Here is a 15,362-nt window from a genome sequence, read left to right on the forward strand (position 1 = left end):
TATATTTAATGAGACAACTTATAACAATTTTAATGGTGGTTTTCTTACTGGCCTCTTGTTCAGAAACAAAGGTTGGTAAACATGTAAACATCACGGTCGAAAATAATAAAGTAGGGGCACCAGTAACCTTAGGTATACCTTTCCCAAAGGGAGAATTGTATTCTGTAGACCATTTACGTTTGCTGACTTCAGACGGAAAGGAAATTCCTTGTCAAACAACGGAGGTTTCAAATTGGGGTCCATTAGATGATAGTGTAAAATGGGTATGGGTGTTTTTCTTCTCAGAAGAGGAAACAGATTATGTGATAGAATATGGTGATGCTATTGTTCCGATAAAATCAAAGGATAAAATCGTATCGACCAATAATATGAGACCACAAGGAGGCATAGAGGTGAATACAGGACCACTTTCTTTTGCTATTCATAAAATGGGAAATGGATTTTTAGATGAGGTTTTTTTAGATACCAATAGTAATGGTCAGTTTGAGGAAAGTGAGCTAATAGGTTCGTCACAGGGAGAAAATAGAGGGTCTTTTTTAGATATTTTAGATGATAACGGTATAGACCATTCTAAAGCGGTTATCAATGAAGTGTTCAGGGAAAAGGGATCAGGACCAATGCATAACATTTTTAGAATTGAAGGTACATATACCTACAATAGAGAAGATAATAATATTTCTCCCTTTACTATGTGGCTACATGCTTATGCAGGTAAAAGTTATGTAAAAGTGTTGCATACATTGACCTATACCGGTATACCTGATAAACATAAGGTAGTAGAAGGGGAACACTATAATATTGCTACACAGAATGAACATATTTTATCTGAAGACACTGTAGATGATATAGGCTGGACACAGCCAAATGATGAAATTGCGGCTAGTGGTATTCAATTAAAATATCATTTAGAAGATGATGTGAGTATTTCAATTCCTATGAACGAAGGTAGTTGGCAAGACGAAAATGCCAAAGTAAATGTTAATGAAATAAAATCTGAAAATAAAAATGTTGTAAAGTTATTACAGCAAGGTCCAGAAAGGGTAAAAAGCACTAGTCTTAGAAGCTTGTATATCAATGGGTTTAAGAAAGATAAAAATGAAGAAGAAGTAAAGAAAGATTATAATTTTGAGGCAACAATAACAGATGGTGATGAAAAAATAGCGAACAGTGAAAGGGCTAAAGGATGGGTTAATATTGCAGATTCTAAACGTGGCGTTGGTATCGGTATCAAGAACTTCTTAAAAGAATATCCTAAAGGTGTAAAGGTAGATCCGGTAACCCAATCTCTAACAGGTAGCATTTGGCCACTTGAAAACGGACCTATGAATTTCGCTAGACATAATACCGAGCCAGATGGTGGTATGTTGGGTAATTTTGCCCAAGGAATTACAAAAACCACCGAATTTGTATACTATTTCCATGATAATGTAACTACAGAAGAAGTAGGGCAAAAAATGAACTATGTTATAAATAGTCCAGTGGCTCATGCAGATCCTAAGTGGTATACCGATTCAAAGGTGTATGGTAATATGGCTCCGATGTCAACAAAACATCCCGAGTTTGAAAACGCTTTGCAATACAGGTACCAGTGGTGGAACTATAATCAAAATCATGAACCATGGTATGGTATGTTTAATTATGGGGATGGAAAAAGTTATTATTTCAATGACCGCTGGGTACAGTGGACCAATAACGAACCAACTGTAGATTTTATGTTTTGGACGAACTTTATGAGAACCGGTGATCCAAAGTATTTTAATATGGGGCAAGCAATGAGTAGGCATACCATGGATGTAGATAATGTTCACTGGCCCAAAAAAAGAACCTATTATGGAGAGATTAACGACGCTATAGATTTTTGGAATTATCAAGAAGAACCAGAGTCTACACCCTATTTAGGTATAGGTAGACGTCACGCCAATGAGCATTGGTATGCATTATTGAGTGCGCATGTATGGATTCAAGGTTGGATTGCATCTTATTATATTTCAGCAGATCATAGGGCTCTTGAGGTGGCTAAAATGACTGGTGACACTTATTTAAATAGAATTTGGGGCGATCACGATTTAAGGGGTAGAAGGTTGTATCTGTCAGTTCTGAATTTGGTAGAGCTTTATGATGCTACAAAACTAGATAAGTACAAAAAAGAACTTGACGAACGTGTTGAACTAATGTTGGAGTTTCAAGAAAGACAAGGGGGTAATCTTTTGTTGGATAGATATGGATACAGTCAAACGTATGTTGCACAGGGCCTTTACAAATACCAACAAATTACAGGCGATGAAGAAGTAAGGGAAGCATTGCTTGATCATGCCAGATGGGTAAGGGATGTACCACCATTAAACCATGAAATGGAATCTTATTTGGCAACAATTTATCCATTGGTATTAGGCTATGAAATTAGTGGGGAAGTTGGTTATTTAGAAGAAGCATTGGATCGGGCTGAGTACTTAAAGATAGGGGAGTTAAAAAAATCACCTAGTGAATATGAAAATGCCAAAGAGTATAGTGCCGATTTATTAGAAATTTCTAACCTGCCCAATAGTAAAAAGAAATTTACCAATTGGCAAACGAACCAGGGTCTACGTGTTTTTGGATGGACACATGCGTACAACATACCTTATTTACTTTACGCAATGGAGCAAGAAAATATCGAGTAGTTTATTTTGAATTGGGATAGGAGTAGTTTGCTGATAAGGCAGCTGCTCCTTTTTTTCTTTATCTAATCGATATAACTACAAAAATGACAACAACAAAAAAAATAGGACTCATACTCGGTCCATTATTATTCGTATTAATTCATTTTTTCTTTGAAGGAGCTGAACTATCAAATGAAGGTAGAGATATTTTAGCGGCAACCGTTTGGGTTGGTATATGGTGGGTGTTAGAAGTTTTACCTATTGCTGTTACGGCATTATTACCTATAATTCTTTTTCCCCTATTGGGCACAATAAGTTTAGGGGAGACTACTGCTAGTTATGGGCATAAGTATGTCTTTCTTTTTATGGGTGGTTTTATGCTGGCCGTAGCAATAGAGAAATGGGGATTGCATAAAAGAATTGCCCTGTACATTATAAAAACTATCGGTACTAATATTTATACTATTGTCTTGGGTTTTATGGTTGCCACGGCATTCCTATCGATGTGGATATCGAATACTGCTACTACGGTAATGATATTGCCTATGGCTGTATCGATAATAAGACAATTTTTAAAAAGCCAATCGGCAGAGATAGTCAAAAATGAATCCTTTAGTAAGTTATTAATGCTTTCAATTGCGTATGCCGCATCCATTGGGGGTATGGCAACGCTAATAGGAACTCCTCCAAATTTAGTTTTTGCAGGCTTTGTTCAAAAAACCTATGGTATAGATATCAGTTTTTGGCAATGGATGCAATTTGGGTTGCCATTGGCCTCTATATTGCTAGTATTATCCTGGTATTATCTTACACGGTTTGCTTATCCACAAAAAGTAAAAACTTTTCCTGGTGGTAAAGCTGAAATCAATAGATTGATCAAAGAGCTCGGACCAATGAAAACTGAAGAGAAAAGGGTTCTCATGGTTTTTGTACTAACCGCATTCTGCTGGATAACCAGATCTTTTCTTTTACAACGTTTTATACCAAATATAGATGATACAATTATTGCAATTGGGTCTGCCATTGTACTATTTTTAATACCTATGAAGTCCGGAAATAGAACCTTGTTGTTATGGAACGAAGCTGTTAAAATTCCATGGGGAATTATATTGTTATTTGGTGGTGGTATGGCTATTGCAAAAGGATTTGAAGAAACAGGATTAGCCATATTCTTGGGTTCTAAAATGATGTTTTTTGAAGGAATGCCTTTAATTGTATTATTGTTATTGATCATTACATCTGTTAATTTTCTTACCGAAGTAACCTCTAATCTTGCAACAACCGCCATGATGCTACCTGTAATGGGGCCTTTGGCTTTAACATTGGGTGTTAATCCTTATGTACTTTTAATTGCATGTACAACAGCAGCTTCTTGTGCTTTTATGTTACCGGTAGCTACACCTCCAAATGCAATTGTATTTGGATCGGGGTATTTACGAATACCGGATATGATTCGCTCTGGGTTTTTAATGAATATAATTTCTATAGTAATTATCAGTTTAATTATATATTTCCTGCTGCCTGTTCTATGGAATTTGGAAGGTATGATCACAACTCCCTAATACGTATTAATTTTCCTTCTTCATTTGTTGCTTGTTAGGTGAAACTCGGGTAATGGTTAGTAATGGTGATATAGGGTAGGAGATAGGGTAACCACAATAAATTTTTAGGGTAGTTAGCCGGGGTAGGTAATGGGTAGATGATAGGGTTGGTAATGATTATTTACATCTGTTCTACACGGTTATGGTGTAAAATGCTGATTGTTAGTTGTTTGAATCTTGATGTTTTAGGGTGGGTAATCGTTGTAATAACTACCCCAAATTTTATTTTTTCTGCCCATCTTGCTAAGTGGAAAAAATGTTTTCTTTTTTATTTAAAAAATATATCTCTAATACGGATACCCGTAAAGAATATTTTGTAGTTATTTCTAGTATTGTACCACAGCTTCTTTTTTATGTCTATTACTTAAAAAAGTAGGGTATAATAATTTTCAACATCGATATGAATAAAGACCCCAGAAAAACCAAAAGTATTAGCGACTGTTTTACACCAGAATTAACAAGACAATTCCAGATTGAAATGGATGCTGCGTTAAAGAAAATGGATATGTCATCTGTAAAGGAAGTTTTGGAAGAATATAAGATTGCACACTTTCAAGATTCCATAGATTTTATTGAAGCGCTTGACTATTGTTTCAATAGTTGGAAAAAGGAAAATATGGGCTCTAAGGTATATGGTGAAGTTACTACTTCGGAAAGTAGATGTATTGCCTGTGAACATGGTAAGGGCATGATAGTTTATGAGTTTAAATATATGCATGCAGCGGCTCCAATACCAATGAATAGGGTAGTGTATGGTTGGGACTTTGGTATTCTGCTCGATATTAGAGATGAAATACTGTTTGAGGTTCGGGTTTGTAATGCTTTTTTGGATAAAGATGAAATGGAGAAGATAAGAATTGTCTGATTTTCTCCTGCTTATATCTCATATTTCACTGAACCAAGTTTTTGAGGTTCAGGGTTATTTAGCACCCATTTTACAGCTAATTCACGCATCACATCCACATCTTCATTATACTTCTTTATGTCTTTAATGAGTAAGGTTAACTCTTCTATTTCAGAGTTTTAAAGCTATTTCCAGTGCTTACAAACAGTTTTTTTTGAGTAACCGCCATAGGCATCAATATTGCATTTCTTTAAAACTAAAATAAGCTCTTCAATACTGTTGTTTTCTAATAGCTCTTCAAAATTTTTAGGCAAGGTTTTTCTTTTGTTCGATTTTGGTTTTTTGGACGCAGCTACTGTTTCAAGGGAGACACTTTCTTTAAAATGCTCTTCAATATCGCTTTTGGCTTTGTTTCCATATTTTTTGGCATAGTAGAAACCGATGCCGAAAACTAGAATAGTTAAAAATGTGTAGGTCATTCGTTAATTTAACTGTCTAATAGACATTGTTTACTGATCTCTATATTCTAAAATTTCTTCGTAAACCAAATTATCTGCACCATTGTATTTGTTGATAACAGTTCTTTTTATCGGACGATTGTGAGTATCATATTCCATGGTAATAAAATGGTCTGAATTTTTCCAATCAAATTTCATCCTTTTGAAATTGTTGACAGAATATTTAAGTCCCAACATCAGACGATAGATATAATAATCTGACTGTATAACTCCAATTTCGTCAGAATAGTTAACAATACCTTGTTTATCATCATACTCAAAGTACTCAAGACCATCATTATTTACAACTGAATTACTAATGCCAATCATATTATTATTCTCGTATAAAATATTGGTTTCGCTCTGTTTTATAATCAAATTATTGGTAGTTATTTGATAATTTACACCTCTAATACGACCTGCATATTCACGGTTAGCATCAAGCTCGCTTTCATTTATTGAAATGAGATTAACACCATTCTCTATAGAACGGTCAAAAGTTATACCTACATAATTAGAAGGTAAAATACCCATATTCCAACCACAATTACTTTCTGAACAATTTAGTAGGGCACTAATTAATTCTCCTTCAGCATTATATTCCATATTATAATATGCATAAGAAGGACCAAAGGTTTCATTTTCTTGATTTATCTCAAGTCCTGTTAGCTTTTTGTCAGTATCATAATATAAAGTATACACTGTAATAATAGAACCATAAGTCGGATTATTACTTATTGTAATTTTTTTTAAATCTGTGGATAATAAGCTTTGTTCTGAATCGGCGGAAAGTGTTTTAAAGGAAATTTCATTTCCATAGGCTATACCTTGATTATTTTTTGCATAAGCTCGCAAATAATAAACTGTGTTTTCATCCAAATTTGAAATTAAACTTGTAAAAGTATTTCTGACATTTTCATCTTCTGTATAATTATCTTGAATAGTTGGATTTTTCGTTTTACCATAGCAAACACCATTACTAATAATTTGACTACCTCCATTATCGGTTATAGAACCTCCACTTTCAATTGTTGTAGAAGTTAGATTTGAAATCGGTGTTGTAGAAATAATAGGTAGTTCAAAATCTATTTCTTCTTCTACATTATTCTCATCCGACGAAGAACAACTACCGAATGCAAACAATAATAATATAGATATGGGAATAAATTTTAAATGCTTTTGAATCATGATTTTATTAAAGTTAATAAGGTTAGTACCATTCTAATAAAACGGATTAAAGTTCTTTTAAGTCTAAAAACTTACCTTTTTTATTGGAATTGACACAATGGGATGCACTTAAATGAATAAAATCACAGGATTTTTAAAAATTAGTTTCCGACTTATATGATATCCCAATCCATTTTTCAATTTCAAATGTTATTTCTTTTTGCCAATCTCTAATATTGGTATTATGCGGTAAGGATATTACACTACATTCTTCAGTACTTATACTTTGTGGACTTTGCTCATTATGGTCATAATAGTGACCATGAGTTTTCTTAAAGGTAGCCCCAGGGTATATTAAAGCAACCATCTTTGCCTTGTAATATTTCATATAAGCAAACATTTGGCGAAGGTCTTGCGGAGAAGGATTATAGTTTTTAATATTCTTCCATTTGGTATCTAAGACCACACAATTGATTTCACCTTTATTCAAAACAATATCTGGTCTCATTTTAGAATTATAACCATTACTTGGTTTCCAAAAATTTCTAGTGTTTTGTGCAGTAATCGTGAACCCTTTATTTTTATGCTTTCTTAAACTCGTATAAACAAACTGTTCCCATAAAGCATTCATGTCAAACATTAAGGCTAGTATGTTGTTAGAACCTTTACTAACATCAGGGTGGTAGTTCAAGAGCAAAAGTTTAGCTATTTCTATAGCTTTTTGATAACCATTAGTCTTTCTGTTCAACACCAATGTATTAAAAATTGCATCTGATATTTTAATGTCTGGCATTTCAGGAAAATCAAGGAGTAATGACTGTATAGCACCTTGCAAACTCTCATTTGTGTTGATGTTTGCTAGAAGTTTTATAGCCTTATATAGAATTTGGTGAAGTTTATTTTCTGTATCATACGTGGTATGCTGTATGTAAAAACGTTCTTGATGCACTAAATTCTGACTTATATGTTTTCCGAATTTGAGATTACCTTTTAAGCTGGTTCTATTGCCTTCTGTTTTTCTGTATTTTTTTACTAAGCCCTGTCGTAGTAGATACTTGACTTCATTTATAAATATTTCAAAATATAAATCAAGTATTGAGTTTGATTTTAATTTTAGACTACCAGAGGTCGGTGCATTTAATTTTAGCACACCAACAGTATGTAACATATCTATAAGCACCCTACGCCAACTTTCCTTAGATGTCGTTAGACTTTTATCAATCTTTGGTAAAACCTCTATTAGCGTGTTTCCTATTTGTAATACACCTACATACTCACAAAACTTAACTCCATTATGTACTAATGAATAGTAGGGGACACCAGTTTCTCCGTAAAAAGCTTGTAAAGATTTTAACTGATCAATAGTTATTCTTTTTGCTCCTCTATCGGTACGTAGAATCTCATGTTCAAATACAACTATGTGGTGTTGGGTGCTCAAATTTTTATCCTATAAGTTTAAGTATCGCTTTTTTAAAATCTTCATTGTTCATTTCTGTAGCATCCTTTATTCTATATATCTTTCTTTCTAGTAATGTGCCTAAATCATAATCTTCAAAAGAAGCAAAGAATCCGTCTTCATTATCATTTTGAATAGACTTCACAAAACCTGAGCCTAATACTAAACCTATCTTGCCGTAGTCTCCAAAAAAGTATTCTTGTAAAAGGGGTATGACTTTATTGGCGAAAACTGCTTTTAACTGTTTAAGATTTTTTACTTTCAAAAAGTAACTATGCCCTATGGCATGGTCTCTATCTAATAATTTTTCAATTCGGTTATTAATGGTTTTTAGAATTTTTACTAGGTTAATATCTTCTACCACACCATTATCAGCACTGCCAACTTCTTTTATGAGTTTTGGTTTAGGTGGCATTTCAGTAAAGCTAAACCTTCTTCTTAATGCAGAATCTAAAGCTTCTACACTTCTGTCAGCAGTATTCATAGTGCCGATTATATAAAGATTAGGTGGTACGCCAAAAGTCTCCTTACTATAAGGTAATTGAGCCAAAAGAGCTTCATCTGCGCCTAGTCTTTTATCCTTTTCAATTAATGTGATTAATTCACCAAAAATTGCCGAAACATTACCTCTGTTTATTTCATCTATAATCAGTACAATAGGTTTACCGGTATTACCTTTGTAGATATTTTTATCTAACTCTTTTACCGCCTCTCTTTTTTCTTCTGGAGAGTACTTTCGCTGTATGTTATTCAGATTATTGTCAAAATGATTCTCCTTCTGAATGGCATTCAAAACCGACCAATAGGCAGTTGAATTACTACCGCCTATAATAGCTCTAAATGAATCATTTATATTAGAGATTTCATCTAAATTGGTAATTGCCTTTTGCAATTTCGAAAGCCTGGTTTTAGATACGGTATATGTTCTTAACCCCTCTAAATGTTTTATTTGAATATTACCCTGTTGAGATATACTATCAACATATACTTTACCGCCATTTTTAATTTCTAACTCAACCTCAGTTTCAGAAGCTAATCTCTCTTCTAATTTCTGAATGAAATTATCGTAAGCCAAAGAGAAATCTAAAACCTTATCGGTATCTGTATCATTATTGTCTATTGCAAAGTTGAATGAAGCTTCAATACAGGCTTTTTTAAAGATACCTTCTATTACTTTATAGATAACTGGGTCTCCTTCTTTTTCAGGTTCTATAGGTTTTATACCTTCTATAAAATCTTCATAAGACATGCTTTGATGAAAAGTGGTAAAGATGATTTGACCTTCAGATACTTTTAAATCGTACAGTTCTTTTATTTCTTTTCTATTTAAACCATCAATTGACTCTCCACATATTTCTAAGGCTCTGTTAACGGTGTTAAATGTTTTTCCTGTTCCTGGTGGTCCAAACAAAATAGTATTTAAACTTGGAGAATTAATAATAGGATTTTTTTTAATGTAATTAGTTGAACTTTCTGAAAGGACTGATGGCTTACTGGTAGTTTCAGAACTATCATTTAAAAAATCTATATATGCTTTTACTGCAGCTGAGTAAAAACGGTTGATTCCATAGGATTTAGCTTTAGGGTAAAAGTATTTTCCGTTAGGATTGGTTTGATGTTTTTTTAAATCTAAATAAAGAGAGTTTAAAGTAGATAAATCATCTTCCTCGTATATCTTTACTTTAAAATGGTTGATTAATATTTCGATGGCTCTTAGATAAGAACTTGCCTTTTTGCTTCCGCCATTTTCGTTTGTTTTTAACCATTTTTCAAACTTTTTGGCTATTTCACTTTCCTTACCAAACGCCTCCCAAATTCGATTGGAATAGGTAAAGAAATCCTCTTCTTCAGATTTTTGATTAAGAATTAATTTATTCAATTGAGACATGGTAAATGAATCATCTGTGTTCAAACCTAAACCCATTGAAATTCTTCGTAATGAGTCTATTTTGAAAATATTTATAATATTGAAGTTTCCATATAAGAATGCTATTTTCCATTTATATGCATCTCCAAGATCAATATCATCAATTTTAGCAAGGTTATTTTCTTTGCTCGAATTTGCTATATCGAGAATTAGATTTTTGATCTTGCTAAAAACTATCTCTTTGGTGTTGCCATATTTTCCATACCAAGAGTATTCACCATCTGACATTCTTTTGTCATTGTAATTTTCAGATTCTAAATCTTTACGCTTAAAAACACCAAATTTATAAGCTGATCCTCCCCAAATACTTCCAAGATCAGTAGTTATAGCTTCAAGCCAATAGCAAAAAGATGACTTTTCTAGATTAGTATATTCCTCTAATGTCATGGTCTTCAATCTTTCGATTGGCCATTCTTTTAAAAAATCATTCTTAAGATTGTATAATTTTTCATTCATAATTTTTTTTGACTTCTTAATCAATTTAAATTCGTTTATTTCAAAAGCCTTAAAGCAATCCGAATTTCCACCACCCTCAAAATAGTTTTCAATTTTTCTGCCAATTGCATGGTAATTTGCGTAAACCATAACAGCTTTAGGTGGATACCTTTTACCTTCATAAACCAAATCGTAAGTAGAGGAAGGACCAAAGCCATTTGGTAAGCCTTTAGCTTGATAATCTTTGATGCCTAATAAAATATGTTCTTTGGTGACTTGGTCGAATAACATAATTTGTTTTTGGTTGTTTTTCAACTCTAATACGGATAGAGTTTTACGACTTATTATTTTTAACTTTTATTAAAGCCCGCATCTAGATGGTTAACTTCAACTTCAGTTTCCAATTTTTCAGTGAATTATTAGCTATTATTTATACTATTAACAATTGTATTGAATTAGTCATAACTAGTTAAGGTTATAATTATTTAAATGTAGATTATGTTTTAAAAAGGTATTTACTTACTTCAAACTAGACATACGTTTCATAGTGTCAAAGAATGCTCTATAGAAAGTTTCATCTTTTGCATACAAACGATACAGGTCTAATTCTTGTCTTCGTTGCTGAGACATCACATCATCTAATATTTTCTTAAAGGCTAAGTCCTTATTTTGCTCATCTGTATTTTCGACTACTTTGGGTTGAAAGTCTGGGTGTGCTTGTATAGATTTTGTTAATCCTATAAATTTTACGCGTTGATCTTCTGGTGTGGCATCCCATCCTTGAAACCACCTTTCATTAAAAGACTGAATGATTAATTCCAATGGATCTTTATCCTCATCTTGACCGTGTGCACCCCTTGGGTTTGGATTTTGTGGATCTACAGAGCTGTCGGAATCATCTAAACCAATAGATTCATTTAAGCGCACCCTTTCTAAACCATAGGTGGATAAATCTACGGACTCTAATAACTCATCAAGCGTATCTATATCTTGATTTTTTATAGGTAGTTTCGGAATCAAGAATTTAAGAAACCAAAAGAGTTTTTCCCAGTCTACCATTTGGTATGGCATAATGGCTGCCATTTGCCCATATATTTTTACGAATTGTTTGGCTTTGATTTTAAAATCTGCTTTGTCGTCATCTTCCAGGTCCAATTCGTGTATAAAGCGTTCTGCTGCACGTTCTGTTAGTGGACTCAGAGCTTTTGCATCGACCTTGTTGAAAAACTTTTCATTAAACTCTTCTACTTCCGTCCATTCATAAACACCAACATCGTCTAACACATCTTTTAATTCATGTAAAACATTTACATCTGTAGCACCGCTTAAAGAAGTAGCGGTATAAAAAGGATCAAAAGAATTTTTAATATCATCGGTCGAGTTAAAGAAATCTAGAACAAACAAATCTTCTGTTTTCTTTGCTAATTTGTTTGCAGACCTATTTAAACGTGATAATGCTTGCACTGCCAAAACTCCTTGTAGTTTTTTGTCCACGTACATGGCACTCAATTTGGGTTGGTCAAAACCTGTTAAATATTTATTGGCTACTACCAAAATTCTGTATTCATCCTCATCGAATTTGTCTTTGGTATCTTTTTCAGAAAAACCGTTCATTTCTGCTTCGGTATATTCAATACCATCAACCATTTTAGTGCCAGAAAATGCTATTGCTATTTTAAAAGGGTTACCCTTATCAATTAAAATAAGCTGTAAAGCTTTAAAATATCTTATAGCAGATTCTATACTTTGGGTAATTACCATTGCCTTTGCTTTGCCTTTAAGCTTTTTTGTATTAACAACTTTAGGTATAAAATGGTCTAAGATAATTTCGGCTTTGGTATTTATGGTTTGTTGATGTTGTTCAACAAATGCGCGCAGTTTTTTTTGCGCTTTCATATTGTCGAAAAGTGGGTTTTCCTCAATCGACTTTTCTATTTCGTAATAACTTTTTAACGTAGTGTAATTTGCTAGAACATCTAGAATAAAACCTTCTTCTATTGCCTGTTTCATGGAGTACAGGTGAAAAGGTTTAAAACTACCGTCTTCCTGTTGTACACCGAATTTTTCTAAGGTTATGGGTTTAGGTGTTGCCGTAAATGCCAAGTATGATGCATTGCCTCGCATTTTACGAGATTCCATGGCTTTTACTATTTTATCTTGGGCATCCAATTCTTCCTCTTCATTAATTTTTTGCCCCATAGCTGTATTCATACTATCATGGGCTGTTCCACTTTGGCTACTATGGGCTTCATCAATAATTACAGCAAAACGCTTGTCACTTAAGTCAGCTATGCCATCAATGATAAATGGGAATTTTTGGATAGTTGTAATGATGATTTTTTTTCCTTCCTCTAAACTGGTTCTCAATTCTTTTGAGGAATATGCTGGAGCGATAATATTTTTAATTTCTGAAAAACCGGCAATATTTTCTCTTATTTGTTTGTCTAATAAACGTCTGTCGGTTACGACTATTACAGAATCGAAGAGCGGTTTTTCTAAACCTCTATTACCCGGAGTGTTTTCACTATCTGGATATGTTTCAATAAGTTGATAGGCAGCCCATGTTATAGAGTTCGATTTACCTGACCCAGCGGAATGTTGTACTAAATAGGTTTGCCCAACACCATTATTAGAACAGTCTGCTACTATTTTGCGTACCACATCCATTTGGTGATATCTGGGGAAGAATAGTGTTTTACCCTGTAATGGGTCTTTTTTCTTGCCATCTAACCGTACAAAATGCTGAACAATATTAGCTAGGCTTTCTCGGGTAAATACTTCATTCCATAAATAATTTGTTCTATGCCCAATTTCCCCTTTGGGTACCTCTGGGTTACCCTTACCGTTTCTATTTCCCTTATTAAATGGGAGAAAAAAAGTGTTTTTGCCGTTCAGTTTAGTGGTCATATATGCCTCGTCTGTATCTACGGCAAAGTGCACCACACATCGAGCGAAATTCAATAGCGGTTGCTTGGTATCTCGTTTATACATGTATTGGTGTTGCCCATGTACTTTTGCGTTTTGACCTGTCCAATGGTTTTTAAGCTCCATAGTAACGATAGGCAAACCGTTTATAAACAAAACCAAGTCAATTTCTTCTCTTGGGTTGTCTATACTATACCGTAATTGTCTTGTAACACTAAAACGGTTTTGTTCAAATCTATCTTTTATAGTTTGACTGCTACTGGCTAATGGTAGTTGATAAAATAAAGTGAAATTGGCGTCATCTACTTGCAAACCTTTTTTCAACAAGTGCAGAATACCATATTTCTTTACTAGGCGATCGTAACGATTTAGAATTTTTAATTTCCAATCATTTTGCTTTTGTAGTTTTTCTAATTCTTCTTTTTGGGTACTTTCTAGAAAGTCCCATAAGAATTGCTCGTCAATAGCAAAACGGGAATTAAAATTAGATGGCTGCCCAATATAATACCCTTTACCAGTTTGATAAATAGCAGCATCTTCGTTTACTTCATCTACGCCAACACCTTGAACTTTAAGTTCTTCTAGACAAGTGCCCGTTAGTATTTTCTCTATAGATGCTTCTAAAGCTTGTTCGTTGGTTTGGCTATGCATATTGTTTCAATTTAATGATAGAAGTTACCTTTCTTTAAGATTAATCATATAACTAACAGGCTCATTACATATACTTTCTAATGAACCTTTAAATATTTTGATGTCTCCCGTTTGGGTTGTGGAATTAAAATTATATACTCTGTATAACCTGTATTTTTTTTTGTTTTGTATACTACAATGCATTTCGTTTTTCGTAATATAAAACGGAGTTTTAAAACTACCAGAGGTAGCTTTGACCTCTATGAAAATTTCATTTCCATTTTCATCAATAGATGTAATATCATACCCAACACCATCACCTTGTTCTATTGAAGTATGTGCGATCTTATTTTTCTTTTTAGAACCTTGCCACTTAGCTTGTTCAAGTTGTAATACAAATAGTTCTGCGGCAGTTCCTATTTTCAGATTACGCTCATTTCTTGAACTATAATCAATTCCACTTCTACCGCTGAGATTGACAGCTAAAGCTGCGGATTGAAAATCTGCCAAATTCAATTCTTCAATTTGAATAGGAGTGGAGATAGCTGTGGTATCTGTATTATTTACATTAAGCCATTCATAATTTGCGCAGGCATAGATAAAATCTTGGGTCAGTAAATTATACGCAGGATCTTGATAGGTATCTTTGTCTAATCTTTTATGATGTAAACGAATTAACTCATCGTCTTTTAACAGAAATGGCTTTATCCATTCACAAAGACTATAGAATTTCTCAATATTTGATACGGCTCCTTTTTTCGCTTTTAGTGGAAATTCAAACAATTGATAGGCTTGATTATACATGCCGTACTTGTATAAATAGAATTTTTCTGGATAGCGTAATGCAAGATACACGGCGAAAGCTCTATGGTCTTGATAATGGTTTTGAGCATCTGGTATGGTTGAGACAATGTCGACCATGGTAGCCTTAAACTCTTCATATCTATCAGCTAAGGGAATTTCAAGATCGTAAGCTTTTTTGAAAGCATTACGTACACGCTCTGGGTCTTGCGCAGCGCAAGTTCTAATCATTCTTCTTGCTAAATAATTACCAGATGCTAATAAATTTGAAGTCGTTTTAATACTTTCTTTCAGCATTGCGTGAAAGTCGGTTGCATTTATATCCCAATGTTTTTGAAAATGGGCAACTACTTTCCATTTATAAATTTCCTTTTCGCTTATAACTGAAAAGTGTTCTTTATATGCCGCTATGTATTTTGAAAGTATTTTTTGATTCATTT

9 protein-coding genes are annotated in these 15,362 nt (G+C 33.5%); 3 read left to right on the forward strand and 6 right to left on the reverse strand.

What is annotated here, in order from left to right:
• Nucleotides 1-8: 8 nt before the first annotated feature.
• From EXIGUO8A_RS15460 to EXIGUO8A_RS15470, 3 genes are all read left to right on the forward strand, one after another.
• The gene (locus EXIGUO8A_RS15460; RefSeq protein ID WP_159303845.1) at nt 9-2,660 is read left to right on the forward strand and encodes an exo-rhamnogalacturonan lyase family protein; all 2,652 of its coding nucleotides are present in this window, start codon (nt 9-11) and stop codon (nt 2,658-2,660) included.
• Between the two features lie 83 nt (nt 2,661-2,743).
• A complete protein-coding gene (locus tag EXIGUO8A_RS15465) occupies nt 2,744-4,201 on the forward strand; it encodes an SLC13 family permease (RefSeq protein ID WP_159303846.1) in 1,458 nt (485 codons plus the stop codon).
• 439 nt (nt 4,202-4,640) lie between these two features.
• Nucleotides 4,641-5,105 carry a hypothetical protein gene (locus EXIGUO8A_RS15470; RefSeq protein WP_159303847.1) on the forward strand — a complete coding sequence of 155 codons (465 nt, stop codon included), beginning with the start codon at nt 4,641-4,643 and terminating at the stop codon, nt 5,103-5,105.
• 164 nt (nt 5,106-5,269) lie between these two features.
• On the opposite strand, the gene EXIGUO8A_RS15475 is transcribed toward EXIGUO8A_RS15470, so the two are convergent.
• The 6 genes from EXIGUO8A_RS15475 to EXIGUO8A_RS15500 all read right to left on the reverse strand — a co-directional run bounded on the left by EXIGUO8A_RS15475 (nt 5,270) and on the right by EXIGUO8A_RS15500 (nt 15,360).
• The gene (locus EXIGUO8A_RS15475) at nt 5,270-5,563 is read right to left on the reverse strand and encodes a hypothetical protein (RefSeq protein WP_159303848.1); all 294 of its coding nucleotides are present in this window, start codon (nt 5,561-5,563) and stop codon (nt 5,270-5,272) included.
• Between the two features lie 30 nt (nt 5,564-5,593).
• Nucleotides 5,594-6,769, reverse strand: coding sequence for a hypothetical protein (locus EXIGUO8A_RS15480; RefSeq protein WP_159303849.1), 1,176 nt, complete (start codon nt 6,767-6,769; stop codon nt 5,594-5,596).
• Nucleotides 6,770-6,902: 133 nt separating this feature from the next.
• A complete protein-coding gene (locus tag EXIGUO8A_RS15485; RefSeq protein ID WP_159303850.1) occupies nt 6,903-8,186 on the reverse strand; it encodes an McrC family protein in 1,284 nt (427 codons plus the stop codon).
• 4 nt (nt 8,187-8,190) lie between these two features.
• Nucleotides 8,191-10,857 carry an McrB family protein gene (locus EXIGUO8A_RS15490; protein WP_201304128.1) on the reverse strand — a complete coding sequence of 889 codons (2,667 nt, stop codon included), beginning with the start codon at nt 10,855-10,857 and terminating at the stop codon, nt 8,191-8,193.
• 228 nt (nt 10,858-11,085) lie between these two features.
• Nucleotides 11,086-14,142 (reverse strand): type I restriction endonuclease subunit R, encoded by a 3,057-nt coding sequence (locus EXIGUO8A_RS15495; RefSeq protein WP_159303851.1) that lies wholly within the window; start codon nt 14,140-14,142, stop codon nt 11,086-11,088.
• Nucleotides 14,143-14,166: 24 nt separating this feature from the next.
• On the reverse strand, nt 14,167-15,360 hold the full coding sequence (locus EXIGUO8A_RS15500; protein WP_159303852.1) for a DUF3883 domain-containing protein: 1,194 nt from the start codon (nt 15,358-15,360) through the stop codon (nt 14,167-14,169).
• Nucleotides 15,361-15,362: the final 2 nt, after the last annotated feature.

It is taken from the genome of Maribacter litoralis (assembly GCF_902506355.1).
Taxonomy (GTDB): Bacteria; Bacteroidota; Bacteroidia; order Flavobacteriales; family Flavobacteriaceae; genus Maribacter; species Maribacter litoralis.